Source organism: Methanosarcina vacuolata Z-761, assembly GCF_000969905.1.
GTDB classification, from domain to species: Archaea; Halobacteriota; Methanosarcinia; order Methanosarcinales; family Methanosarcinaceae; genus Methanosarcina; species Methanosarcina vacuolata.
In genome coordinates this window covers 69,734-94,724 of the sequence record NZ_CP009520.1, presented here as the reverse complement: position 1 = coordinate 94,724, position 24,991 = coordinate 69,734, and the positions used below count along the sequence as shown (strand labels likewise).

Here is a 24,991-nt window from a genome sequence, read left to right as displayed (position 1 = left end):
AAGGATAAATTTAAGAGAATTAAATTAAAAGAATCGATATAAAACCCGGAAGTCCGAAGGAATAGATCCGGAGTAAAACAGGATAAAAACATACAGGACAGCTGATATAGAAATACTTGAAAATTTCAGCTTTTCCTATTTCCCGCTTGAGGTGATACTATAGTTCCCATAATTCAGGTTGCACTTGATCTTCTGGAATTGGATCGTGCGGTAGAGATTGCAAAAGAGGCAATAGCAGGAGGTGCGGACTGGATCGAAATTGGAACCCCTCTGATCAAAAGTGAGGGAATGGACGCAATCCGCACTATGAGGAAAGCTTTTCCAGACCGGACGATTCTGGCAGACATGAAAACTGTAGATACAGGCGCTATAGAAGTTGAGATGGCAGCAAAAGCTGGGGCTGATGTCGTTATTGTGCTAGGGAGTGCAGATGATTCTACGTTACTTGATGCACTCCGTTCATCCCATAAATATGGAGTCAGGTTAATGGCAGACCTCATTTCGGCTCCTGACCCTGTAAAAAGAGTAATTGAACTTGAGTCTCTGGGCGTAGACTATGTTAATGTACACATAGGTATAGACCAGCAGATGATGGGAAAAGACCCCATATCGCTTCTCAGGGAAATTTCACAGAGAGTCAACGTACAGCTTGCAGTCGCTGGTGGGCTCGATGCAAATAGTGCAGTGCAGGCTGTTAAGGCCGGGGCAAAAGTTGTAATTGTCGGAGGGAATATCACCCATTCTGACAACGTAACCGAAGCTGCAAGAAAAATCAGGCAGAGTGTGGACTCCCCAGAAGCTGTAGAAATCTGCAGTGTCAGCACTGTAGACCAGGAAATCAGAGAAATTCTTAAGGAAGTATCCACTTCAAACATTTCTGATGCCATGCACCGGAAAGGCGCAATGAAAGGCATTCATCCTCTGGTAAGAGGAAAAATGGTAGGAACCGCAGTTACCGTGCAGACTTTTCCCGGAGACTGGGCAAAGCCCGTGGAAGCAATTGATATTGCAAAAGAAGGAGACGTAATCGTTATTTACAATGAAAATAAGGATGTTGCCTGCTGGGGAGGGCTTGCAACCTGGAGCGCCTTGAACAAGGGAATTGCAGGCGTGGTAATAGAGGGCGCTGTCAGGGATATTGACGAAGTCGAAACCCTGGGACTTCCGATTTATACAAGCAATACAGTACCTAACGCCGGAGATCCTAAAGGTTTTGGAGAAATCAACGCTGAGATTACCTGCGGTGGCCAGACAGTGAAGCCAGGAGATTATATAGTGGGCGACGAAAGCGGTGTTGTGGTAATTCCAGCAGAAAGGGCATACGAGCTGGCAAGAAGAGCAAAAGAGGTTTACAAAACCGAAAAAAGACTCTTCGATGAAATCAAGAGAGGCGGGACGCTGTCTGAGATTATGAATCTAAAGAAATGGGAAAAACGTTGAATGCCCCCATTTTCAGGACTCAGGCCAAAAACAAGAAAACACAAATGAGAATTAAAAAAGTGAAAATTAAAAAAAGTGATAATTAAAAAACAGCGAGAATTAAAAAAAGTGGGATTAAAAAACAGCGAGAATTAAAAAGTAGTGAGAATTGAAAAACAGTGAAAATTAAAAAGGTCAGAAAATCATAAAAATCAAAGAAGAACAGCGAAATTTGCAGAAAAGGGTTTTACTTACCACCTTCAGACTGGGAAAAGCAGATTCTGGACAGAAGGAGAGCTCTGACAAATTTCATTTCTTCTTCCTGGCAGTTCTCACCCAACCTTGCCCGAAGCAGAGAGTTTAGCTCAACTTCTAAGCTTTCCAGGGAAGCTTTGATCTGTTGTTGTCTTTTGGGAGGTAAGAGCCCTCCAATATTTCTTACGTTTCCAAAAAGAGTGAGCTGTTCAAGTTGCCTGAAAACGGCTCTGATACTCATACCCTGGATGTCAGCAATCTCATCGATTCCAAACCCCTGCGTAAAAAGAGAGAAAGTTCTTTGCATAGAATCCGTTTCAAAAGAACCGGAGATAGAAGGATCTGCTATGGTGGCGTTTACAACCTCTAATTCAGGCGATATCTCTGCAGTATCTATTTCCCTGAAGCCGCCTGCCGAAGAATTCCGCTCTGACCAGTCCTGAATGCTCGTATCCAGATACCTTGTCTTTTTTGTGGATAAGTTGCAAACTTCCAAACTGTTGATTTTGTCAGTTTCGGGGTCGGAGATATTAGTCCCGAACATCTCGATCTCAACTTTGGGATTTTCATCATTCTGAGCATTCTGAGCAGTTTCTTTTGAGTTTATTCCCTCTTGTTCAGGGTCTTTACAGGTAGCCTCTAATTTTTCAACAGGTGTTTCAATAGATTTTTCAACAGGTTTTTCAATAGATTTTTCAATAGATTTTTCAATAGATTTTTCAACAGGTGTTTTAATAGATTTCTCAACAGGTGTTTCAGCAGATTCTTCAACAGGTTTTTCAATAGATTTTTCAGCAGGTTTTTCAGCGGGTACTAAACTGTAATCTGTGCAGTAGTTTTCGATTTCCTTGAGAAAAACATCCCCGTATTTTCTTAATTTATGTTCTCCAACCCCTGTAATAGAATGAAACTCCTCAGAAGTTTGCGGAAATCTTGTAGCCATTTCCTTAAGGGAAGTGTCAGAAAAAATAATGTAGGGAGGAAGATTTTTCTGTAGAGCAATTTCCTTTCTCAGAGCTCTTAACCGTTCAAAAAGAATAGGATCAGGCTCTTTCCCGGAGATTATAGCTTTTTTCGCCTCTGAAGCTTTGAGGATGTCAGAAGCAACTGAAAATTTATCTGAAAAAGTTTCTTCCTCAGAGAAACTTAGATCGTCGGCTTTTTTGCCTTTTGTACCAGTTACCGTAGAAGGCATGAAACTTTCTTCAGCCTCAGGAGCAAAACCTTCGGGGCAGACAAGCTCTACTTGTTCCAGCCCTTTCAGTATTTTTCTGCTCATGGCATTAAGCTTCAATACAGGATACTTTGTCCCACTTACGTCCAGAAGACCGGTATTTATCATTTCGGAAGCTAATGATTTCCATTGTTCTTTTGTGAACTCCAGGCCACTGCCATGACTTTTCAACCTTTCATGACGGTTTTGCCTGATCTTTTTATTCTTTGAACCTGTGAGGACATCAATAACATAGTTAGTGCCAAAGCGCTGGTTCAGTTCCTGGACGCAGGTTATCAATTTTTTTGCAGCTTCAGTCCCGTCAAAGGTATCTTTAGGAGTAAGGCAGCAGTCACAATTCCCGCAGGGTTCTGGGAGCTCTTCACCAAAGTACTCCATCAAAGTCTGGCGCCTGCACTTATTTACCTCGCAATAAGCTACCATTTGCCTTAACTGCACCAGAGAAATGTCCTTCTCCTTTTCATTTGTCTTCTGTGAGATAAAGTACTCAATCTTGAAACGGTCTCCTCTGCTGAAAAAAAGGATACATTCGCATGGGCTTCCGTCCCTTCCTCCTCTGCCGGTCTCCTGATAGTAGCTCTCAAGATTTCTGGGAAGGTCATAGTGTATTACAAAACGTACATTGGACTTATCAATCCCCATCCCAAAAGCGATTGTAGCTACTATGATGTCCACGTCATCTTTAATGAACATCTCCTGGTTTCGGTTCCTCTCGGAGTCTGAAAGCCCTGCATGGTAGGGAAGGGCCCTGAAACCTGCAATGTTCAGTTTTTTTGTAAGTGCTTCGACACTATTTCGGCTCTGGCAATAGATGATACCCGCTTCACCTCTATGCCTGCGCAGGTAGTCAGTAATCTCGGAAAAAGTTTCTTTTTTTGGCCTGACCTCATAGTAAAGGTTTTTCCGGTTGAAACTGGCCACATACGGACCTTTTTCCGGAGGAAGATGAAGATTGAGTTGCGATATGATATCTTCTCGGACCCTTTCTGTGGCTGTTGCCGTAAGCGCAATAATTGGGATATCAGGAAAGCCTGTTTTAGGATCTCTCAAAAGTTTCAATTTTCTGTACTCAGGCCGAAAATCATGGCCCCACTCGGAAATACAGTGAGCTTCGTCAATCGCAAAAAGACTGACCTTTCCTTTCTTTAAAAAAGCAAGGGTCCCTGGCATCATAAGCCTTTCAGGAGCAACGTAAAGAACTTTTAACCGGTTTTCGAGAAAAGCCGTCTTTACATCACGGTTTTCTCTGGCGCTCTGGGTACTGTTCATGCAGGCTGCGGCAATCCCGTTTGCTTCAAGTCCATCAACCTGGTCTTTCATCAGAGAGATAAGAGGAGAAACAACAACAGTAACTCCTTCCATGAGAAGGGCAGGCAACTGGTAGCACATCGACTTGCCCCCGCCGGTAGGCATGAGCACGAAAACGTCTTTCCTTTCCAGAACATCCCTGATAATTGCCTCCTGCAACGGGCGAAAGGAAGTGTATCCGAAATACTGGTGAAGGGTTGAATGCATTCTGGCGGACAGGGAAGGCATTGGCTCAAGCTCACGTTTACTTGCCTTCAAGAAATCATACTCAGTGCTCGTTTTCGAATCCCCCTGACCTGTAGAATCAATGTCACGCCAGAATATAAACCCCAGAAGATCCAGGGAAGTCAAAGTGTGGATATGCTCTCATGCACAGACATATCCTCAATATTTCAATTTTTATAATAGACTTATTCTATGTTTATGAAAACTATTCCTCTATAGTAAATTATTCCCGTGTAGTGAGGAATTAGACATCAGTAATATCAGTATAAAATGTGTCAGGTATGGAATCCTGATGTTGTGGTGTTTTACGCTCATCATATTTAAGTTGCAGGTGTGCGGGGTGAAAGTACTCGGGTGTATTAGCTGTAAGCTATGGACATACATCAGAGGTATCTCAAGATAGTAAAATTCAAAAAAGGATATAGAAAGGAAAATTAAATTACCAAATTAGGAAAAAATTTAGAAAAGAAAATCACATCACCAAATTAGGAAAAGTCGGAAAAGGATTAAAAAGTGGTGATAAGCAAGTGGTTTACTGGTTTCTAGCGTCAGCATTATTAATGTTTGATCTTAGGTAAAGATAGGAAGATAAGGAGTGCGGCTACACCCAGGTACTTCTTATCTTCCTCTTAAGATAATCTATACCAACCAGCTATGTTTTCAGTTTTCCGCAGTTTTCTATTCATGGCACACTTTTCCTTATTCCAAAAATTTCGCCCGCTTCAGTCTACAAATCCCTTGTCTTTTACCACCCATTCCAGAGTGTCAGCTATTTTTTTCTGTGACTCTGCCAGGCTTTCCAGGGACTTTGCAATTCTTTCAAGCGTATCGACAAGCTCATAGTTCTCACTACCCATTCCTATCACCAATTCCTCTCTGGATTTTAATAGGAATATTTTTGGAAAAGCTTTGTATATAATTCTAATTTTTAATTTTCTAGAGGGGGTAGACGTAAATTTCTGCCTATGTAGAATACTTGCTTTCGTATCAAGCTTAATTTTCCATAAAGTCTTCAGGAAATTGATTTCGACTCCATTTGAAGTTATCTTACCAGCCAGTAAGTTACTGGCTAATAAGATCTAAAACAAAATCATAACTGGGAATTAAAAAACTAATTTCCCGTTTATAGCTGCTAGACAAAGAGAATACATTTAAATTTTATTTCGTTTCAGTAGAAGTAAAATATTTTTATTTATCTGCAAACTTCTTTTATGATACCTTTAAATATCAAAAACCCCATGCACAAACTCATATATCACACTAAAATAGTCAAATTCAGATAATTCTAATAAGTCTTTACTGATCACGATCATTTTTTCAAAGGATTTTCAGTTCAGCATCATTTAAGGAGCATTTCAATGGTAAAACCCGAGAAATTCATTCCAAAAGCAGTTGAGAAAATTAGCAAGGAAATAAAGGATGGGAGAGCAATTATTGCACTCTCAGGCGGCGTGGACAGTTCTGTTTGTGCGGAACTGGCTCACAGGGCAATAGGGGGCAGGCTGCAACCAATCTACATTGACACAGGGCTCATGAGAAAAGGAGAAACCGAGAGGATAAAGCATATTTTCTCCCACATGAACCTGGATATTGTATATGCAAAGGACAGGTTCCTTGCAGCCCTGAAAGGCATAACTGACCCTGAAGAGAAAAGGAAGGCTATAGGCGAGACATTCATCCGGGTCTTTGAAGAAGAGGCAAGGAAACTTGAAGCCGATTATCTTATCCAGGGCACAATTTACCCTGACAGGATCGAGTCAGAAGGCGGAATCAAATCCCACCACAATGTTGGAGGGCTGCCCAGCGTAATGGACTTCAAGAAGATAATAGAACCTATCGAGGACCTTTACAAAGATGAGGTTCGAGAAGTTGCCTGGGCTCTCAAGCTGCCTGACGAAATCTGTGAAAGGATGCCTTTCCCCGGACCTGGCCTGGCTGTGCGGATTCTTGGAGAAGTTACAGAGGAGAAACTTGAGGTTGTACGGGAAGCGAACTCTATAGTTGAAGAAGAACTTCTTGACAGGTTCTGTCCCTGGCAGACTTTTGCTGCTGTACTTGGCAAGGGAACAGGCGTAAAAGGAGATATCCGGGCTTACGGCTGGATAATAGCTGTAAGGGCTGTAGGCTCCAGAGACGGAATGACTGCAGAAGCGCTCGAACTTCCCTGGGATGTACTCAAAAAGCTGGAATCAAGAATTACCTCTGAAATCCCGAAAGTAGCCAGAGTGGTTTATGATATCACACCAAAACCGCCTGCAACTATTGAGTTTGAGTGAAGCACAGGCCACTTAAATGGAATTAGAGTTACAGAGTATAAAAGTAAAAGTACAGAATATAAGGAATGAATAATGAAGCTGGCTCTCAGCTTCAAATCTTTTTTATAATATGAAGCAAGCCACAAAGCGAGTTTTTACGCCCATGACACTGAATAAAGCAGTAATGGAAATCCGACAGCGGATTAAAGTTAGACCTTCTCCTACCAATGAACCTGCAGCAAGCTGGACAGGAGTAGACCTGGTAAATGAAACTCAGGTAAAGACTTTGACTGTGATCTTCAAGAGCGCCGGGTGCCGCTGGGGAAAAGCCGGAGGGTGTACTATGTGCGGTTATGTCTATGACTGCGCAAGTGAACCCCCAACTCTGGAGGATTACAAGGCCCAGCTTGCAAGAGCAATGAAGAAAGCTGAAAAATTCCCTGAGTTTATGGTAAAAATTTTCACCTCAGGCAGTTTTCTTGACGAGCAGGAGGTTCCTCCTGAGGCAAGAGATGCAATCCTCAAAACTCTTGCAGACGATCCCAGAGTAGTCAAGGTACTTGCGGAAACCCGCCCTAACTTCGTAACTGAAGAGAATGTTAAGGAATGTCTCAATATTCTGAAAAATAAGCCATTTGAACTGGCTTTCGGATTGGAGACTAGCTCGGACAGAATCCGCAGGGACTCTATTAATAAAGGTTTTACCTTCAGGGATTTTGTCCGTGCCTCAGAAATATCAAGGAAAAATGGGGCAACTGTTAAAGCCTACCTGATGCTAAAACCTCTATTTCTTTCCGAACGCCAGGCTCTTGAGGACATTATCGGTTCCATAGATGATGCGGCTCCTTACGCTGACACAATTTCGATCAACCTCTGCAATGTCCAGAAAGGTACCCTTGTTGAAGCGCTCTGGGAAAAAGGACAATATCGCCCTCCCTGGCTCTGGAGTATTGTAGAAATCCTGAAAAGGGCAAAAGCCGCTCATCCAGACCTTCCTCTTATGTCCGATCCGGTAGGTGCAGGCTCAAAACGCGGTCCTCACAATTGTAAAATCTGCAGCTCGGATGTTGCAGACTCTCTAAGGACTTTTTCACTTACCCAGAATCCAGAAGACCTCAGCAAAACAGACTGCGAATGCAAAGAACTCTGGAGAAAAGTCCTGGAACTTGAAGACTTTACCTACGGAGCACCTATTTTAGATTAAAAACCGTAAAAAATTCATTTTTACCTGAACTTTTTTTATTTGAACTGAGTGGGAATATTGTACCTGGCCATCATGAGAAGGTCGGCATACTTCCCATCCTTTATTATTGCGTATTTTTTTGTCCCTTCGATCTCAAAACCAAAAGACTGGTAAAGACTGATAGCTTTTTCATTGTCTGCAGTAACATCAAGCTCGATTCTTACCAGCATAAGCCAGTTATCTGCAAGGTCAAGAATGTTTTCCATCAACTTTTTCCCGATACCCTGCCCCTGATATTCAGTCCTTACCATAATTCCAAGGAAGGCGGAATGTCTCTGCCTGACACCTTTCAGAAGATGTATCCCTACCATTCCAATAACTTTTCCTTCGGACTCGGATACCAGTACATGGTCGTCACCGCCCATACTCCTCAGGAATCCTTCCGTAAACTCAATAGTTTCGGTAGGAAGGGCAAGGTTATGTGCCCTGACCTCTTTTTGCCTTCGCATCTCATTGATGTCCTGAGAATCACTTAACCTGACAGGCCTGATGATTAGATTCATAAATACCTCTAAACTCTTTTATCAAGATTAATCAAAAACTAGAGGTATTTATAAGCTGCCGGGTCGTTTATAATTAATCTTTTGGCTTTTTGAACTTGTAGACCATGGTTCCGACTCCACAATCAGTAAAGAGTTCAAGAAGCATGGAGTGAGAAACACTTCCGTTTATTATATGAGCCCTTTCAACCCCGTTTTTTACTGCGACTGCTGCGCCTTTGAGTTTTGGGATCATACCACCCTGTATAATGCCTTCGGCGATAAGGTTATCAATATCATCCAGAGTTACACGGGAGATATGGCTACTGGGATCATTTACATCTCTAAGTAGCCCTGAGACATCAGTCATCAGAATAAGCTTTTTAGCATGCAAAGCTGCTGCAATATCGCCTGCCACTATATCGGCATTAATATTCAGGGCATTGCCTTTCGCATCCACAGCAATAGGAGAAATGACAGGAATATAACCGTTTTGAAGTACTATATGGAGAATATCAGGATTAATTACCTCACACTCCCCAACCCAGCCAATATCAACTTCAGTCTCAATACCGTTAATCACTACCTTCTTTACAGCCTGCTTATGGCCAAGGATCATTCTTCCATCGTATCCAGTAAGCCCAATACCATTTCCTCCGCAAACCCCGATAAGAGATACAATTTTGGTATTGATATTTCCGACAAGCACCATCCTGGCAATTTCCATTGTCTCGTCATCTGTAATACGTAATCCCTGGAAAAACTCAGCTTTCTTGCCCATACGCTCCATTTTTTCAGTAATCTCAGGCCCGCCCCCGTGTACAATAACGGGTTTGATTCCCACATAGCGCAGGAGCACAACATCTTTTATGATATCCTCCATGATCTGGGCGCTAACCATTGCATTTCCGCCCACTTTTATAACCATGATTGAGTCATAGAACTCCTGCATATAAGGCAGAGCTTCAATAAGCACGTTCTCTCTCTTTAGTTCCATGATGTAGGAATCAGAAAATCTATTTTTAAACTTATCGTTAAAGACTCTGGTGATAGTTAGAAACAACATGCAAAAAAATAAGAGTAAGAGAATTAATTTTGAGAAAGCAGTGGAAATGAAAGCAGTGGAAATGAAAGCAGTGGAAATGAAAGCAGTGGAAATGAAAGCAGTGGAAATGAAAGCAGTGGAAATGAAAGCAGTGGAAATGAAAGCAGTGGAAATGAAAGCAGTGGAAATGAAAGCAGTGGAAATGAAAGCAGTGGAAATGAAAGCAGTAGAAATGAAAGCAGTGGAAATGAAGGCAATGGAAATGAAGGCAGTGGAAATGAAAACATTGGAAATAAGCCAGCCCGGATAGTATAAAAAATTAAAGACCAGTCCAGGCTAATTCCTTATCTATATTAAAGAAAAAGAAAGAACCCTATTTTCAGGGTATATGAGAGAAATTATTTTTATCAGATTTGTTCGATTTATCCGATTTATTCGATTTTTTCTATTTTTTCTTTCTTGACAAAGGGCTTGCTGATTTTCTCAGGCATCCAGTCAGGCCTATTTTTAGGCGCTTCAACCATTTCCTTCCATGCCTTGAAAACGTGCACCTTCTTTGTCCCGCGTTCTCTGAGTCGGATGACATCCGGATTGGATTTAGTCCCAGCGCCCCGATTTGCAGCTTTCAAGGCAGCCTGTCGAGGCTGTTTTCCTGTGAAAACGCCGTGTTCATTGCCTTCTTCGTCTCGTAAAACAAAATTTCTTGTGTTGGACATAAAGGTCACCTCGCAAATGTATTGCTAGACACTGATTACGTTTTAAAGTATATAAAATCTTTCTTCAGGATGTTGCCTGTAGTTATTGGTTTATCAAAAATTCACCTCAATTTGCGAGGAATATATAAACTAAATTTTTCAATATTGTTGGCAAAATGGGAAATATTTAAATAATTATATCTTGTTAGAAATGCAGTCCAAAATATGTTTTAGGAAATCAGTTTTGGGCAATTAAGAAATTTGAGTTTATTGTATATATTCGAAAACCCCTGAAAGCACAAACTTTACATGCTATTACTCCTTATGATCATTATATTTTTCCAAATGGAATAAAATTGCATGTTTATCAAGATTCATTTTACAAAATTAAACATTCATCTTTTTATGGATCTGGTTAATTATGGAACATTGCACTTTCAACCTCCCGGACGTCCAGGCCAGCAAACCAAGCATAGCTATAAACCTTACCCGAGTAGGGGTAACAAATGTTAAAAAACTCGTTGAAATCAAGCGAAAAGACAAACGTCCTATCGTACTTATTTCAACTTTTGACGTTTTTGTTGACCTGCCCTCGGACCGAAAAGGAGCAAATCTCTCAAGGAACTTCGAAGCTGTAGATGAGGTACTGGAAAAAATACTCAGTATGCCCGTATACGAAATTGAGCAGCTTTGCAGTGATATCGCACACAACTTGCTTGGCAGACATGAATACGCCAACCAGGCCGAAGTTAGGATGACAAGCGAATATATGATCAGGCGTGCGTCCCCTGCCACCGGAATCAAGTGCCAGGAAGTTGTAAATATCTTTGCTGAAGCATCAGCCATAAGGGGCCAGGGCAATGATGACTATTTTGATGTAAAGAAGCTAATAGGCGCCGAAGTTGTAGGAATGACAGCCTGCCCCTGTGCTCAGGAGATTATGCGAGATAAAGCCGCAAATGAGCTTTCTGAACTTGGAGTCGATAAAGATACGATTATAAAATTCCTGGAAAAAGTTCCCATGGCTACCCATAACCAGCGTGGAAGAGGAATTATATCAATCAAGGTAGCACATGATTTTGACGTCTCCCTCGAAAGCATCATCAGCATTATTGATCACTCTATGAGTTCCAGCGTGTATGAGGTATTGAAACGCTCAGACGAAAAAGTCGTTGTGGAAACTGCACATATGAACCCGAAATTTGTGGAAGACTGTGTAAGAACCATGGCAGACAATGTAGTAAAAGAGTTTCCGAACCTTCCTGATAATGCAGTAATTACTATCAAGCAAACCAATGAGGAAAGCATTCACAGGCACAATGCTTATGCCGAAAGAGTTGCCCTGATGGGAGATCTAAGGTCGGAAATTAATCACAGTTAAAAATAAGAGAATACAAAATAGACCCGTCCTATACCTTGAACCCCGGAGGTCTCTGGAAAAAGCTCTGACCCCCAGAGGCCCCAAAAGTTCAATCCAAAACAATTTCCACAAAGTTTTTGATAAAACTTTTTTCGAAAACGTTTTTGATGAGATTCTTGTAACGATTCAGCTTGCCGGAATCTATCGATCGATATCGATTTTGATGAAATCGGCATGTCTGAATTCTAACTAATGATAGTTGAAAAAAACGTAATCAATAGCCAACAATCAAATAAAATACATTTTCTGAAATTTGCCAATTGAATTCTGTTAAATCAGGCTAATGATGTTGTTTTTCCTAGGCTGAATAGTTACAGATTTTTTTCGAAAAAGTTTTTGATGAGATTTTTTTCTTAGAAGGATTTACAGAGTTACCCCAGAGTTTAACCCACATAAACTTTATTAGAGGGCCTGGACAACCTATAAGCAGAAAATTAAAACAAAGGACTTTTGGGCCTGAAATACCAGCGTCCTGGAAGCCTTCGAGGTAAGATCATGGCTGATGCTGAAGTAATCACAGCAGTAGGGCGAAATAAAAAACCCATTAAAGCGGGAGATACCGTCAAATACGTAAACAGTGATACGGTCAGCCGCGTAACTCAAATCAAAAAGGATGAGCAGGGAAAGGTATGGGTTCTGCTCGAAAGTACAGAGCTATGGTACAGGGAAGAAACCCTGGAACTAACTGAGCTTAAAGCTAAAGAAAAGAAAGAAGAAAGAGAATTCACAGCCGAGGAACTGGAAGAAAGATTCAGAAAAGAGAGAGAAACAATGCAAGCCTTCGACCTTGGAAAAGCCGGTGGTGGAGGAGCAGGAGGTTAATTCCTCTTGCTGCATTTAAAAACCTTCTCTTTTAATATTTCGAGTTTTTCCACATTTTAAATATTTTTTATATTTTTAGTATTTTAAGGTCATTTGGCCTGTAATTTTAAGGTAATTTATCTTGAATTTGAGGTTATTTTTTCTGTAGTTTTAAGGCCATTTGTCCTGCAATTTTAAGGTCATTTATTCTGTAGTTTTACCCTCTGTGCAAGAATACATTTTCCACCGTGCCTGCCGCCTAGAGGGTTTTGCGGCGAGCCAAGAGAATTCATACACCGAGCCATTACGGCTGCGCCCCTGGCAAGTCCATCGTCTACGAAGACTACTCTCTCATCGATTTTCGAAGAAATATTCAGATCTTCCAAGCATTTCAAGATCAATTTAGGTTTGTTCCCCGTAATCCCTGCCCTGCCAGTGATCCCTATAGTTGTATCCTCAAAAACAAGCTTTGCTTCTTTTGCAACCTTAATCAACCTGCAAACCACGCCTGCCATAACCTCATCAATAACAGCAGAAACAACCTGAAGTCCGTGAGTCTTGCAGATTTCCATGCCTATAGCACTAAGCTTGCCCATATCGGAGCCGTTTACTCCTACATCGCAACCTATAAGTGTTACACCTATCTGTTCAGCTGCATCAGGCCTTACAGGCACGCTTCCGTACCTCGTTCTGTCCCGTGGAACCTGTTCTATAACAATAAGTTCATGAATACGCTTTGTATACGTTTCAATCGCTTTAGCCTTCATTTTTAAAGTAAGGAAAGAAGGCGGTTTCTCTTTTTCAAAAACTTCGAGAGCAGTTCCTACTTTTGAGTCCACAATCTTCGAACCCCGAATAATTGCGTCAGGAATTGCCCCGGCATAGCCACAGAAGTTACCCACTGTTTTTGCATACGGTTGATCCGAATTTGTGACCCTGCCATCAAGGGTTGTCCCAAAATCGATTGAAATACAGGGGTTCCTGAAATCAACATCTGTAAGTTTGGATGCTTCCTTAATCCCCGCGGTTGCAAGCTCCCCTTCCATCTCATTTGCAACGATTTCAACGCCAGTTGAACCTATCGGAGGTAGTACGCCGGCTACAGCCCCATCAAAAATTACTTTTTCCAGTTTACTGTATTTCTGGAATTTTTTGGGGATATTTGAAATAGACATTGGTGGGGTCATGTTTTTCGGGGGAACTCCTGCCATCAGGCAGCCATCTGCCAGAGCCTTGATAAATTCGCCCACTTCTTCCGGAGAATCAAAACCTGCAACAACTCCAGTGGAACGAACCACAAAGTCCAGATCGGTTTTTATATCCAGACTTGCTTTTTCCATTGATTCGGCCAGGGTTCCACGTACCAGTTCTGCAACGGATTCACGAGTGAGTTCCACACCGGTAAGTGTCCTCCCGAATACAACTTCTCCGGGACTAGGGTGGCGGACATCTCTGGTCATCCGCACTACCTTATTAATAATATGAGTCCTTCCAGTCTCCATATTGGTAGCTGTAAGGATACATTTGGTTGTGGTGTTTCCAACCTCTACGGAAGCTACAATAAAGAAAGGTTTTGACTTAAGGTCAATCAAACGAACCTGAGGGGATTCTGTAATTCTGGGTTTCAGAGCCATTTTTAATTCCTTCCTAAAAACCTGTGCATAAACTCGAATTAGTACAAAGTACAAGTCATTGTGCGAACTTAATCTAAAAACAATACCGACTTATTTGAAGATTATTCAGACCTAATTGAAGTCAGTCAGGATAAATTTATGTTTTTAATATTTAGAAAGCCAGTATTTGAACTCAGATTAATCGGGAAAAGTAGTACTTCTCTAACTTTACAAAAAGACCAACAGGAGTGGATTGTCAAAGGTTTAAAGATGGTATTCATCAAAACCTATAATAACTTTTGCTAAGTACTGTAAATTAATAATATTATTATATCGGGAGCGCGGAAGGTTACGAATACCCTGCATTCAGGTGCGGGACGAAGTGAATCCTCGCCTCTTTTTGTTTTCGTTTAAACTTCTTTACCATCGTTTCTTTGTAAAATGAGCTTTCCTGGCACTTCCGGTTACATAGTTGAGAATGCAACTTTATCTTATGGAAATCTCATACATGGACATTACACAATTCCTCAGAAACCAGGCGAAAGGCACGAAGCATCCTTTAGGAGAGATTGCAGCACGCAATTTGATTTTATAATATTTTTAGGACACTATTCCGTAATCTGGCGATTTCTCATTTATTTCTTCCACAAAATTCCACTTTATATACAAATTACCCATACAGAAACATTTTCACGGCATATTTTGCTAAAATCGATATTGTTGCACTGCCAACCCGTAATTTAGATCTCAAAAATAGTTCATTTATCTACAAACACTGTTTGACAAATTCCTCTGGCATTAAAGTGCGTTTTACGGTTTCTTCAATTGATAAGCCTTGACTCAAGAACCTTTTTACTACGCTTTCCATAGGTTCGCCAACCTCAACAATGTGCATATCAGGATCGTAGAATCTGATAACTCGCTGTCCCCAGGGCTGTTCTTTCAAACCGTGTACATATTCAATGGAACCCACATCTTTCAGCTTTTGAAGAAAACTATCCAGATCGTCTTCTTCAAAATACAATTCACAATTGTTTGACTTTTGAACTATGTCGTTCTTGCTTATGCTTATTAAATCTGAAAAATGTGATTTCAAGTGTATAGCAAAGCCGCCTTCAAATGATACATTCTCACCGAAATCGCACTGTACCTTTTGATTAAGGACGTTTTCGTAAAAGCTTCTGGAAGCCCCTATATCATTTACAACAATAAGCGGGCATATAAATTTCATTTTAGATTCTCCTTTTGTAAATAATATGATACCTCTTCTATTGTATTCTCTTGTACTGAGTTCTCTTAAAGTGCATTCTCTTCTGGTACATCCCCTTATATTTTATTTTCCTCCGTTCCAAAAATTACGTTGGTAATTGTAAATTACTTTAGACATTATAAATTATAGCCTAACAGACTGAAAGTGTTTATATGAAATTTCAGGTAAAAGTGCCAAAAAATTCGAACTATATTGTTGAAACTTAAAATTTGTAAAGACTTCTAAAAAGACTTCTAAACCACCCACAAAAAGCTCTCAGAAAAACCCAAAAGGGAGAAAAAAAGGAGAAAAACGAAGAGAAAGAAAAAAGAATCTTCAGACAGATCGCGAATTTAAGAGATAAATGAAAATGGCAGTAATATTATCAGTTAAAAACTTCAACAAAAGACACAGCATATGTTTTAAGAATTGTAGAAATTAAAAAGGTAGAAATTAAAAAGTTGCTTGCTTTGCAAGCAACTACACTGATCCTGAATCTGTGCTTTATTCTAAAAGAACATTTACCGTTTTCTGTATTCCTTGCATTTTTGCACGAATTTTTCCACCGGAAAGGTAGCAGGGTGAGAATGCATATAGCCTGCCAGGGTGTTATGCTCGACAAGGCCATCAAAACCGTCCTGTATACCTTTTCCGCGCAGCATTTCATATGCAAACTTTGCATCGCGATCACATTCTGTGACAGAGTAGTGGAATTCGTGACCTCTGATATTGTGAGAAGAGAAGGTTTTATCCAGAGGGCGAGCTTCAGTATATCCCAGGGCTTTAAGCCGGTTTGTCATGCGTGTGTTTGCAGGCACGACATCTGCGAGCTTATATGTTCTGTTATCGATTTCATATGTCCCGCAGAGGTAAAGAAGGCCACCGCATTCTGCATAGATAGGCAAACCGTCAGCTGCAAGACCTTTAAGTTTTCGGGTCGTTTCTGACTTTTCAAGGGTTTCTGCGTAAAGTTCAGGGTAGCCGCCTCCAAGGTAAATTCCGTCTACATCCGGAAGTTCTCCTTCCATAGGACTGAAAAATTCGACTTCAGCTCCGCAATCCCTGAAAGCGTCGAACATATCCTGGTAATAGAAGCAGAAAGCCGGGTCCATAGCAATTCCTATCCTGAGATCCGCTTCAGGCCCAGTGATATTTCTGATCTCCGGGACCGAAATAGGCTCAGAAAGTTCGATCACTGCATCAAGGTCAACATTTTCCTCAATAAAAGCCGCCATTTCCTCAGTATTGTAGTCCTTTTCATGAGCCATGTACAGCCCGAGATGTCTGGAGGGAACCTCGATATCTTTCCTTCTTGGAATCATACCTACAATAGGAATGTTACCCGGAAGTGAATTTCTTACGAGTTCCGCATGCCTTTGGCTGCCTACCTGATTCAGGATAACGCCTACAACCCTTACTTCAGGATCGAACTCAGAATACCCTTTAAGGAGGGCAGCGGTACTCCTGGACATCCCATGCACATTGATTACCAGAATTACCGGGAGCTTAAGGGTTTTTGCGATATGTGCGGAACTTGCAATTTCTGTAGAATCAATTCCATCAAAGAGCCCCATAACTCCTTCTACTACCACAATATCCGCATCTGCAGAAGTCCGGGCCACAGTCTGCCCGACTCCGTCAGTGCCCATTATGTATGTGTCCAGGTTCCTTGAAGGACGCCCGCAAATTGCAGTGTGATGAGAAGGATCGATATAGTCAGGCCCTACCTTGTAAGGCTGAACCTTTAGCTGCCTGTGTTTAAGGGCAGCCATGATACCCATGGAGACTGTCGTTTTTCCGACCCCACTATGGGTTCCTGCAATAAGTATTCCTTTTGTCATCTGCTGGATATTGTTGCCGTTAAAATATATTAAAGCTATCAATCCGGCTGTTTTCAGCACTTTATGATCGCGTCCAAAAAAAGAATGAAAAAATTTTGAAAATTTTAATATATAATAAAAATGTTATAATGTTAGTAATAAGTGCGGTTAAACAGAAAGAACAACAGCAAAATTTAATAAAATTAATTAATATTTAAGTTCGTGACTTTATAAATAAGTGTTAGAAGTAAATAAAGCATTATAAAGCTTTAAATTTGTTTTTATCGCCTTATTAGAGGTTATGAAGTATTAGAAACATTCTTGTGAATATTATATAACGTATTTAATGTAAGTATTGTTATATATATAATTGAAAGGATGAACTTTAGTTCCGGATTTTCTCAAGTTACAAGATCAGAGGAATCAGAGGAACTAGAGGAATAAGATGAATTCTAATGAAAAATCAATTGCAAAAATAATGGGATCTATTTTATTTATATTACTAATGATCTCAACTTCAATTACCGCAGGAGCAGCTTCCTGTGATAATTCTGTAAAGTCTGCAACAGACTGTGATCAAGCAAATTGTAGCTTAGTAAATTGTAGCTTAGCAAATTGCAGCTTAGTAAATTGCAGCTTAGTAAATTGTAGCGTAACAAATTGTAGCTCAGCAAATTGTAGCTCTGAATTATACGGCTGCGTTTCTATTGTAGACGGAAAACAGAACAAATATTGTAATAAGGAATGTACCTCTTGTAATTGCGAGTCTATTACAGACTGCGAGCAAGCAAATTGTAGCTTAGCAAATTGTAGCTTAGTAAATTGCAACCTAGTAAATTGCAACGTAGTAAATTGTAGCTCAACAAATTGTAGCTCTGAATTACACAGCTGCGTTTCTGTAGATACTTCAACAACAGAAAAGACATGTGGCAATGCTGCAGATACTTCAACAACAGAAAAAACATGTGACAATGCTGCAGATACCTCAACAACAGAAAAAACATGTAATAATGCTGCAGATACTTCAACAACAGAAAAGACATGTGACAATGCTGCAGATACCTCAACAGAGACTTCAACAACAGAAAAGACATGTGACAATGCTGCAGATACTTCAACAACAGAAAAGACATGTGACAATGCTGCAGATACTTCAACAGAAGAAAAGACATGTGACAATGCTGTAGATACTTCAACAACAGAAAAAACATGTGACAATGCTGCAGATACCTCAACAGAAGAAAAAACATGTGACAATGCTGTAGATACCTCAACAGAGACTTCAACAACAGAAAAGACATGTGACAATGCTGCAGATACCTCAACAGAAGAAAAAACATGTGACAATGCTGTAGATACTTCAACAACAGAAAAAACATGTGACAATGCTGCAGATACTTCAACAGAAGAAAAAACATGTGACAATGCTGTAGATACCTCAACAGAGACTTCAACAACAGAAAAGACATGTGACAATGCTGCAGATACCTCAACAGAAGAAAAAACATGTGACAATGCTGTAGATACCTCAACAGAAGAAAAAACATGTGACAATGCTGCAGAGACTTCAACAGAAGAAAAAACATGTGACAATGCTGTAGATACCTCAACAGAAGAAAAAACATGTGACAATGCTGTAGATACCTCAACAGAGACTTCAACAACAGAAAAGACATGTGACAATGCTGCAGATACCTCAACAGAAGAAAAAACATGTGACAATGCTGCAGATACCTCAACAGAAGAAAAAACATGTGACAATGCTGTAGATACCTCAACAGAGACTTCAACAACAGAAAAGACATGTGACAATGCTGCAGATACCTCAACAGAAGAAAAAACATGTGACAATGCTGCAGATACCTCAACAGAAGAAAAAACATGTGACAATGCTGTAGATACCTCAACAGAGACTTCAACAACAGAAAAGACATGTGACGATGCTGCAGATACCTCAACAGAAGAAAAAACATGTGACAATGCTGCAGATACCTCAACAGAAGAAAAAACATGTGACAATGCTGTAGATACCTCAACAGAGACTTCAACAACAGAAAAGACATGTGACAATGCTGCAGAGACTTCAACAGAAGAAAAGACATGTGATAATGCTGCAGAGACTTCAACAAAAGAATGTGAATAAATTAGCCAGCAAAAAATATAACATATGTGTCGGAGAGTATACCTACTCTCCACACAAAGTGTTAGAATACAACATTAAATGCAACTATTCATCAGATAGATTTTTTAGTATCTGAGAATCCTTAAAGTTCTAGTTTTATTCAAAAGTTATAAAAGTATTATTGAAAGCTAATCCTTATTTTTGATTTAAGAAAAAGAATATGAGGACTCTGGTCCAAAATCCAGTGATTTTTGCATTTTTTGATTGAAAATCTGAATTAGCAAGAAAAATTCGGTTTTCACTAAAATCAATATTCGGTATCTAAAGACGTCAATCCCTAAGTTGTATTACAAGGATTGTGACCAATTACAAAATCTAGTGATTTTGAATTTTACATTCATCACTAGATTTTGGTACTGAGTCAATATGAGGGTTAATTTATATTTGATTTGTATTAGATATTTGAATATCATATGTGTACATTAGGGGAAAAGAAGTCAAAACCCACAATTCTTTAACGTTGCCTGTCCAAATAAAACCTGCAAGCTCTATGGTCTTACTAACCGAGGCAATATTTCCGGGAATGGGACTTACATAATACACCTGCAAGAGCGGCAGGAATTGTGAACTCAATATGGACTTTAAAGGAACTGCTGACATTCAGGTGTTTTAAAACATCAATCGAATAAAGAGAGACCATCCACGATCAGGTTTTAAACATGCATCCTGTAATCATATTCCTTTTTGCCCTTCTCTGCATCTTATTTTTTACAGCCAGACTCAGGTTGCACCCTTTTATCAGTCTTGTCCTTGTATCCGTTTTTACAGGAATCCTTGCAGGAGAGCCCCTGGCTACGGTCGAAGCAATAACCGGAGGATTGGGCAGTGTATTTTCTCGTTTTGCTATTATTATTACATGTGGAAGTGTTATTGGACTCCTGCTTCAGGGAACCGGAGGGATGTCCTTAATAGCCTCTGATATTATACGTTTTTCCAGAAATCCCCTACTTGCCCTTAATGTCCTTGGCTTTCTTTTTTCTGTTCCCCTGATGTGTTACATTCTTGCCTATGTTATCTTTATTCCAATAGCTAAAGAGTTGGCTGCCAGGCTCGATAACCCCCCCATTTCCACTGCAACAGTCCTTGCACTCGGAGCCGTTGCCTCGTTTAACCTTGTCTATCCTTCACCGGTAGTAATCTCGGCAGCAGAAGAGCTATCAGCTAATGTGGACAGGCTTTTTATTCTGGGACTTCTTATCGCACTTCCGACTTCCATTGCAGGTTACCTTTATTCCAAAAATCTGGAAAAGTCTGAGACTGCATATCTTTCGAACAGGGTAGAGGAAAAGACAACTGAAATTCAGGAAAAAACCTCAGGAATATATAGTAACTCTGTCAAAAGACCCAAACGGCTTGAGGCCTACGCCCCAATCTTTTTTCCTTTACTCCTTATTCTCCTTCACACAGGCTTTGAACACCATCCTGTGCTCACCTTTCTGGGAAACCCAAATATTGCTCTTCTTATAGGGGTCCTTCTCTCCATCTTTTCTGCCAGAAAACTTGGATCTCTCGTACTGAGGGAACTGATCGAAAAAGCTGTGAGAAGAAGTGGAGTTGTTCTTCTTGACCTTTGCGGAGGAGGCGCTCTCGGGGCAACTCTTGCCATGACCGGGGCAGGAGAAGCTCTTGGCAGGTTTTTCTTGCAGTTGAGCCTTCCCCATATCCTTGTGCCTTTTCTCGTTGCCGCAGCCCTTCAAACCGTTCAGGGATCAAGGGTTGTTACCATGCTTATTGCACCCTCCCTTTTACTGCCACTGGTTCCTGAACTTGGGATTCCTCCGGAAATTGTTATCCTTTCAATGGCTTCAGGCACTTTTCTAATTTCCCATGTCAATGATCCCTTCTTCTGGATTTTCGGAGAGCTTGCAGAACTGGAGCCATCTAAGGTTTTCAAGTCAAATACCCTTGGGAACGCCTTGATGGGTATCGTGAGTTTCTTGCTGATATCTACTGTGTATATCTTCTTTTACTGAATTCTTCCTTTTACCGTGTTTTTTACTGAGAGTTTTAAACTCTACTCCTCACATTCTTCCCGCTTTTCTAATTTTGCCACAGTAAAATTATAACTTCATAATTTGGGACGTGGCAAACAATAAATACCAGTTTTTTATATTTCTCTATATGAATGAGCAAAGTTATCATGAATTTACAGGCCTTGAACTCTCGCCGAGAAAGGTAGATTATCTTAAGTTCATTCTAGAAAAAGGAGGCACTGTAAAAACTACAGAGATTTCTTCAGGCCTGCAAGTAGACCCCTCAACCACAACCAAGACCTTAAACGAGCTTGCAAGTGCAGGCTACCTGAACCATGTCCCTTACAGGGGGGTGGATCTGACGGAAATGGGTGAGGCGTATACGCAGTTTCTTATCCGAAGGCACAGGATCCTCAGCCTTCTCTTAACCCATTACGGTCTTTCGTCGGAGGAAGCTTGTAGTGAAGTTTCGCGTTTTGAGGCTTTCGTCTCAAGGGACGCTGTAAATAAAATCTGCAGCTCAATGGGCCACCCAATGTTCGGAGTATGCGGGGAAATAAGCCATGAAAGATGCTTGTATGAAGAAAAACATGATTGAATGCCTGAATAAGTGGAGCATTAAACGAAATGTTAGATGAAGAACTAAAGTGCTAATTAAGTGCTGAGTATGAGCTTCAAGATAAATTTGGCCATACACCAAAAAATTATCTGAATAACTCAAAAATTTGGACATATGCCAAATTTGGATACTTATGGACTTTGGGTATAGAGAGACTTTGAATAATGTCGGCCTTATCTCATCCAGAAATATATTCATGAGCCATTCATGAGCCATTCATGAGCCAAAGAAAAGTGAAAGTGAAGAAAGTGGGATCTTAATATGAATCTGAAAATTCTACCTTTATTAGTGCTCTTGACTGTTGGTCTGAGCCTTTTTGCCAGCGGCTGTACAAGCCCAGATGACTCCCAAACTAATGAGAGTACAGGACAGGAAGTTGGAGTAGCAGGGTCAAACGAGCCTGTAATTGTAGCTGTAAGTGTACTTCCTCAGGCTGAGTTTGTAGAAAAAGTGGGGGGAGACAAAGTAAAAACTGTTGTCATAATTCCTCCGGGAGCAGACCCTCATACTTATGAACCATCCCCTAAAGAGATAGAAAATATAAGCAAAGCCAGTATGTATGTTACAGTCGGAATCGATATGCCCTTTGAGGAAGTCTGGATCGACAGGTTTGAATCTATTAACAGTGGAACTCTTATTGTAAACTCTTCTAATGGAATTAAACTCAGAGAACTTGCTGCTCACGATCATCACGAAGAAGAAGGAGCAGGGGAACTTGAAGCTGATGAAGAAGAAACTGGGTTGGACCCCCATATATGGACATCTCCTGCAAATGCAAAAATAATGGTCGAGAACATTTATGAGGGACTTGCCAAAATAGATCCTGAGAACAAGACTTACTATGCTCAGAACAGAGACGCCTATCTTAAGGACCTGGACACCCTGGACGCAAGGATTCGCGAAAAGCTTTCGGGAAAAACGGAAAGAAACTTCATGGTTTATCATCCTTCCTGGGGATATTTTGCAGCGGATTATAACCTTACCATGATTTCAGTTGAGAGTGAAGGAAAAGAGCCAAGCGCTGAGGATCTGGCGAAGCTTGTAGATCTTGCAAAGGAAAAGCACGTCAAAGTAATCTTTATCCAGCCCCAAACAAGTAAGCAGAGTGCTCAAGCCGTAGCTGAAGAGATCGGCGGTGAGGTTGTAGCTGTAGACCCGCTTGCAAAGGATTACATTGCAAATATGGATAATGTATCTGATATTTTTGCCAGAAACCTCGTATGAAGGCAGTATGTACGAAGGCAGTATGTAAGAAGGCAGTAAGGTACGAAGGCAGTAAGGTAAAAAGTCAGTAAGGTACGAAGTTAGTAAAATTAGCATTTGAGTTCTGGTAAAGTCAACCACTCAAATTTCGTATATAAATATCAAAAGATTGTAATCCGATAAACAAAAACGATGATAAAAACGATGATAAAAACGATAATAAAAACGATGATAAAAACGATAATAAAAACGATATTCTGAAGGGAAGGCAATGGAGAAGGTTATAGAACTGAAAGATGTCTGGGTTCGTTACGGAAACCAGATTATCCTTGAGGCAATCAATTTTGAATTAAAAGAGCCCAATGGACTGCTTGGGATTATCGGACCTAATGGGGGAGGAAAGACCACATTTCTAAAAGTGCTCCTTGGACTTTTGAAACCCTATAAAGGCAGTGTGAAGCTCTTTGGGAAAACACCCGAAAAGAGCAGAGAGCTTATAGGCTATGTTCCTCAATACAAAGGTTTCGATTTTGACTTTCCTATAAGTGTCTGGGAAGTGGTGCTCACAGGCAGGATGAGCCATACGGGTTTTCGGAAAAAATACAGAGAAGAAGACAAAAAGGCTGCAGAAGAAGCCCTGAAGATGGTAGAAATGTTCCAGTACAAGGACCGGCAGATTGGCCAGCTTTCGGGAGGGCAGCGTCAGAGAGTCTTTATTGCGAGAGCTCTTGCCACAAACCCCAAACTTCTGCTTCTGGACGAACCTAACTCCGGGCTTGATCCGCATATGCAGGAGGAACTCTACCGCCTGCTGGACAGGCTAAAGAAGGAAATGGCAGTCATCATGGTTACTCACGACCTCAGCGCGGTTTCTATTTATGTCGATAGAATAGCCTGCTTAAACCGCACTCTCCATTACCACAACTCCAGAGAAATCCCGGTTGAAGATCTTGAAGCTACCTACCAGTGCCCTGTTGAACTGATTGCTCATGGAATACCTCACAGAGTGCTGGAAAACCATAAGGAGAACTCCTGATAATCAGGACTTGTCCGAAAAAGACTGACTCGAAAAACAGACGGAGAAATAAGAATGTTTAATTTTCTGCAATACACCTTTATCCAGAACGCTCTTGCAGCCGCAATTCTTGCAAGTATAGCCTGCGGGATTATAGGAGTCTATGTTGTCGTCAAAAAAATAGTATTCATAAGTGGGGGGATAGCTCATGCTTCCTTTGGAGGTGTTGGGCTGGGCTATTACCTGGGAATCAACCCTATGTTCGGAGTTCTTCCCTTCAGCTTGCTTTCGGCTCTTGTTATGGGAACAGTTAGCAAGAGGTCTAAAATCCCTGAAGACAGTGCTATAGGCATACTCTGGTCTCTTGGAATGGCACTTGGAATAATTTTTGTCTATTTAACCCCTGGATATGCTCCTGATCTTATGACATATCTATTCGGAAATATTTTAACGGTGCCCCGCTCCGACCTTTACTTTATGCTAGCTCTTGATATAGTAATAGTAGGTGCAGTTTACTTACTTTATAAGGAATTCCTTGCTCTCTGTTTTGACGAAGAATTCACAACCGTGCAGGGACTTCCTACCGAGAAGCTTTACCTTTTCCTGCTCTGCATAATTGCGCTAACAATTGTGGTGCTTATTAAGGTCGTGGGTATTATCCTTGTAATCGCTCTACTTACCATTCCTGCTTCCCTGAGCCGTAAATTCACTCATAACCTGAAGCGTATGATGCTGATTTCCATAGCCTTTGGAACTGTAATCAGCGTTACAGGAATAGGTCTTTCATATGCTCTGGATGTCCCATCCGGTGCGACGATCATTCTCGTACTGAGCCTTGTTTATGGAGTTGCAGCTTTCGGGATGGAAATGCTGGAGAACAGAAGAAGTTCAGGGGTTTAAAATTCCCTGAAATTTATTTTAAAGGCTTTAAATTGGTG

Annotated in this window: 20 protein-coding genes and 1 pseudogene; 13 read left to right on the top strand and 8 right to left on the bottom strand. The window is 40.8% G+C overall.

What is annotated here, in order from left to right; genetic code table 11:
* The first annotated feature begins 159 nt into the window (after positions 1–159).
* Positions 160–1,440, top strand: a complete 1,281-nt coding sequence (gene hxlA, locus MSVAZ_RS00575; RefSeq protein WP_157205983.1) for a 3-hexulose-6-phosphate synthase — start codon at positions 160–162, stop codon at positions 1,438–1,440.
* A 226-nt stretch (positions 1,441–1,666) separates the two neighbouring features.
* Here the strand turns inward: hxlA and recQ are convergent, their stop codons facing one another.
* Complete coding sequence (gene recQ / locus MSVAZ_RS00570; protein WP_052728030.1) at positions 1,667–4,444, bottom strand: DNA helicase RecQ; 2,778 nt, start codon at positions 4,442–4,444, stop codon at positions 1,667–1,669.
* A gap of 719 nt (positions 4,445–5,163) precedes the next feature.
* A complete protein-coding gene (locus MSVAZ_RS20975) occupies positions 5,164–5,307 on the bottom strand; it encodes a hypothetical protein (RefSeq protein WP_232316162.1) in 144 nt (47 codons plus the stop codon).
* A 492-nt stretch (positions 5,308–5,799) separates the two neighbouring features.
* Here MSVAZ_RS20975 and guaA point away from each other — a divergent pair, with 492 nt between their 5' ends.
* Positions 5,800–6,717, top strand: coding sequence for a glutamine-hydrolyzing GMP synthase (gene guaA / locus MSVAZ_RS00565; RefSeq protein ID WP_048116722.1), 918 nt, complete (start codon positions 5,800–5,802; stop codon positions 6,715–6,717).
* A gap of 142 nt (positions 6,718–6,859) precedes the next feature.
* A complete protein-coding gene (locus tag MSVAZ_RS00560) occupies positions 6,860–7,900 on the top strand; it encodes an archaeosine biosynthesis radical SAM protein RaSEA (protein ID WP_048116720.1) in 1,041 nt (346 codons plus the stop codon).
* A gap of 35 nt (positions 7,901–7,935) precedes the next feature.
* On the opposite strand, the gene MSVAZ_RS00555 is transcribed toward MSVAZ_RS00560, so the two are convergent.
* Together MSVAZ_RS00555 and argB are read right to left on the bottom strand one after the other, a co-directional pair.
* Positions 7,936–8,442 (bottom strand): GNAT family N-acetyltransferase, encoded by a 507-nt coding sequence (locus tag MSVAZ_RS00555; RefSeq protein ID WP_048116717.1) that lies wholly within the window; start codon positions 8,440–8,442, stop codon positions 7,936–7,938.
* 73 nt (positions 8,443–8,515) lie between these two features.
* Positions 8,516–9,415, bottom strand: a complete 900-nt coding sequence (gene argB / locus MSVAZ_RS00550) for an acetylglutamate kinase (protein ID WP_048116714.1) — start codon at positions 9,413–9,415, stop codon at positions 8,516–8,518.
* Between the two features lie 49 nt (positions 9,416–9,464).
* Between argB and MSVAZ_RS00545 the strand changes: the two genes are divergently transcribed.
* Positions 9,465–9,773 carry a hypothetical protein gene (locus MSVAZ_RS00545; protein WP_157205982.1) on the top strand — a complete coding sequence of 103 codons (309 nt, stop codon included), beginning with the start codon at positions 9,465–9,467 and terminating at the stop codon, positions 9,771–9,773.
* Positions 9,774–9,894: 121 nt separating this feature from the next.
* Here MSVAZ_RS00545 and MSVAZ_RS00540 read toward each other — a convergent pair whose 3' ends face one another.
* On the bottom strand, positions 9,895–10,179 hold the full coding sequence (locus MSVAZ_RS00540) for a non-histone chromosomal MC1 family protein (RefSeq protein WP_048116710.1): 285 nt from the start codon (positions 10,177–10,179) through the stop codon (positions 9,895–9,897).
* 400 nt (positions 10,180–10,579) lie between these two features.
* Between MSVAZ_RS00540 and mptA the strand changes: the two genes are divergently transcribed.
* Together mptA and MSVAZ_RS00530 are read left to right on the top strand one after the other, a co-directional pair.
* On the top strand, positions 10,580–11,539 hold the full coding sequence (gene mptA / locus MSVAZ_RS00535) for a GTP cyclohydrolase MptA (RefSeq protein ID WP_048116709.1): 960 nt from the start codon (positions 10,580–10,582) through the stop codon (positions 11,537–11,539).
* A 534-nt stretch (positions 11,540–12,073) separates the two neighbouring features.
* A complete protein-coding gene (locus MSVAZ_RS00530) occupies positions 12,074–12,400 on the top strand; it encodes a DUF2098 domain-containing protein (protein WP_048123454.1) in 327 nt (108 codons plus the stop codon).
* Positions 12,401–12,579: 179 nt separating this feature from the next.
* On the opposite strand, the gene MSVAZ_RS00525 is transcribed toward MSVAZ_RS00530, so the two are convergent.
* From MSVAZ_RS00525 to MSVAZ_RS00515, 3 genes are all read right to left on the bottom strand, one after another.
* On the bottom strand, positions 12,580–14,013 hold the full coding sequence (locus MSVAZ_RS00525; RefSeq protein WP_048116707.1) for a methanogenesis marker 14 protein: 1,434 nt from the start codon (positions 14,011–14,013) through the stop codon (positions 12,580–12,582).
* A 745-nt stretch (positions 14,014–14,758) separates the two neighbouring features.
* Positions 14,759–15,223: a glyoxalase/bleomycin resistance/dioxygenase family protein gene (locus MSVAZ_RS00520; RefSeq protein WP_048116704.1), complete on the bottom strand. Its 465-nt coding sequence runs from the start codon at positions 15,221–15,223 to the stop codon at positions 14,759–14,761.
* A gap of 539 nt (positions 15,224–15,762) precedes the next feature.
* Positions 15,763–17,082 carry a cobyrinate a,c-diamide synthase gene (locus MSVAZ_RS00515; RefSeq protein ID WP_048123451.1) on the bottom strand — a complete coding sequence of 440 codons (1,320 nt, stop codon included), beginning with the start codon at positions 17,080–17,082 and terminating at the stop codon, positions 15,763–15,765.
* 424 nt (positions 17,083–17,506) lie between these two features.
* Here MSVAZ_RS00515 and MSVAZ_RS00510 point away from each other — a divergent pair, with 424 nt between their 5' ends.
* The 7 genes and pseudogenes from MSVAZ_RS00510 (at position 17,507) to MSVAZ_RS00485 (ending at position 24,953) form a co-directional block, all read left to right on the top strand.
* On the top strand, positions 17,507–19,204 hold the full coding sequence (locus tag MSVAZ_RS00510) for a hypothetical protein (RefSeq protein ID WP_048116701.1): 1,698 nt from the start codon (positions 17,507–17,509) through the stop codon (positions 19,202–19,204).
* Between the two features lie 465 nt (positions 19,205–19,669).
* A pseudogene (locus tag MSVAZ_RS19880) lies at positions 19,670–19,780 on the top strand (IS1 family transposase); the annotation flags it as partial.
* Between the two features lie 122 nt (positions 19,781–19,902).
* Complete coding sequence (locus tag MSVAZ_RS00505; RefSeq protein WP_048116698.1) at positions 19,903–21,216, top strand: GntP family permease; 1,314 nt, start codon at positions 19,903–19,905, stop codon at positions 21,214–21,216.
* 148 nt (positions 21,217–21,364) lie between these two features.
* Positions 21,365–21,814: a metal-dependent transcriptional regulator gene (locus tag MSVAZ_RS00500; protein WP_048123449.1), complete on the top strand. Its 450-nt coding sequence runs from the start codon at positions 21,365–21,367 to the stop codon at positions 21,812–21,814.
* Positions 21,815–22,096: 282 nt separating this feature from the next.
* A complete protein-coding gene (locus tag MSVAZ_RS00495) occupies positions 22,097–23,059 on the top strand; it encodes a metal ABC transporter solute-binding protein, Zn/Mn family (RefSeq protein WP_048116695.1) in 963 nt (320 codons plus the stop codon).
* Between the two features lie 250 nt (positions 23,060–23,309).
* Positions 23,310–24,074, top strand: coding sequence for a metal ABC transporter ATP-binding protein (locus MSVAZ_RS00490; protein ID WP_048116693.1), 765 nt, complete (start codon positions 23,310–23,312; stop codon positions 24,072–24,074).
* Positions 24,075–24,128: 54 nt separating this feature from the next.
* Positions 24,129–24,953 (top strand): metal ABC transporter permease, encoded by an 825-nt coding sequence (locus tag MSVAZ_RS00485; RefSeq protein ID WP_048116691.1) that lies wholly within the window; start codon positions 24,129–24,131, stop codon positions 24,951–24,953.
* The last annotated feature ends 38 nt before the right edge of the window (positions 24,954–24,991 follow it).

Bases quoted from the DNA above. Each gene is read 5' to 3' on its own strand.
- recQ (WP_052728030.1), bottom strand. From the start codon at position 4,444: ATGCCTTCCCTGTCCGCCAGAATGCATTCAACCCTTCACCAGTATTTC.
- guaA (WP_048116722.1), top strand. From the start codon at position 5,800: ATGGTAAAACCCGAGAAATTCATTCCAAAAGCAGTTGAGAAAATTAGC.
- MSVAZ_RS00560 (WP_048116720.1), top strand. From the start codon at position 6,860: ATGACACTGAATAAAGCAGTAATGGAAATCCGACAGCGGATTAAAGTT.
- MSVAZ_RS00555 (WP_048116717.1), bottom strand. From the start codon at position 8,442: ATGAATCTAATCATCAGGCCTGTCAGGTTAAGTGATTCTCAGGACATC.
- argB (WP_048116714.1), bottom strand. From the start codon at position 9,415: ATGGAACTAAAGAGAGAGAACGTGCTTATTGAAGCTCTGCCTTATATG.
- MSVAZ_RS00540 (WP_048116710.1), bottom strand. From the start codon at position 10,179: ATGTCCAACACAAGAAATTTTGTTTTACGAGACGAAGAAGGCAATGAA.
- mptA (WP_048116709.1), top strand. From the start codon at position 10,580: ATGGAACATTGCACTTTCAACCTCCCGGACGTCCAGGCCAGCAAACCA.
- MSVAZ_RS00530 (WP_048123454.1), top strand. From the start codon at position 12,074: ATGGCTGATGCTGAAGTAATCACAGCAGTAGGGCGAAATAAAAAACCC.
- MSVAZ_RS00525 (WP_048116707.1), bottom strand. From the start codon at position 14,013: ATGGCTCTGAAACCCAGAATTACAGAATCCCCTCAGGTTCGTTTGATT.
- MSVAZ_RS00520 (WP_048116704.1), bottom strand. From the start codon at position 15,223: ATGAAATTTATATGCCCGCTTATTGTTGTAAATGATATAGGGGCTTCC.
- MSVAZ_RS00515 (WP_048123451.1), bottom strand. From the start codon at position 17,082: ATGACAAAAGGAATACTTATTGCAGGAACCCATAGTGGGGTCGGAAAA.
- MSVAZ_RS00510 (WP_048116701.1), top strand. From the start codon at position 17,507: ATGAATTCTAATGAAAAATCAATTGCAAAAATAATGGGATCTATTTTA.
- MSVAZ_RS00505 (WP_048116698.1), top strand. From the start codon at position 19,903: ATGCATCCTGTAATCATATTCCTTTTTGCCCTTCTCTGCATCTTATTT.
- MSVAZ_RS00500 (WP_048123449.1), top strand. From the start codon at position 21,365: ATGAATGAGCAAAGTTATCATGAATTTACAGGCCTTGAACTCTCGCCG.
- MSVAZ_RS00495 (WP_048116695.1), top strand. From the start codon at position 22,097: ATGAATCTGAAAATTCTACCTTTATTAGTGCTCTTGACTGTTGGTCTG.
- MSVAZ_RS00490 (WP_048116693.1), top strand. From the start codon at position 23,310: ATGGAGAAGGTTATAGAACTGAAAGATGTCTGGGTTCGTTACGGAAAC.
- MSVAZ_RS00485 (WP_048116691.1), top strand. From the start codon at position 24,129: ATGTTTAATTTTCTGCAATACACCTTTATCCAGAACGCTCTTGCAGCC.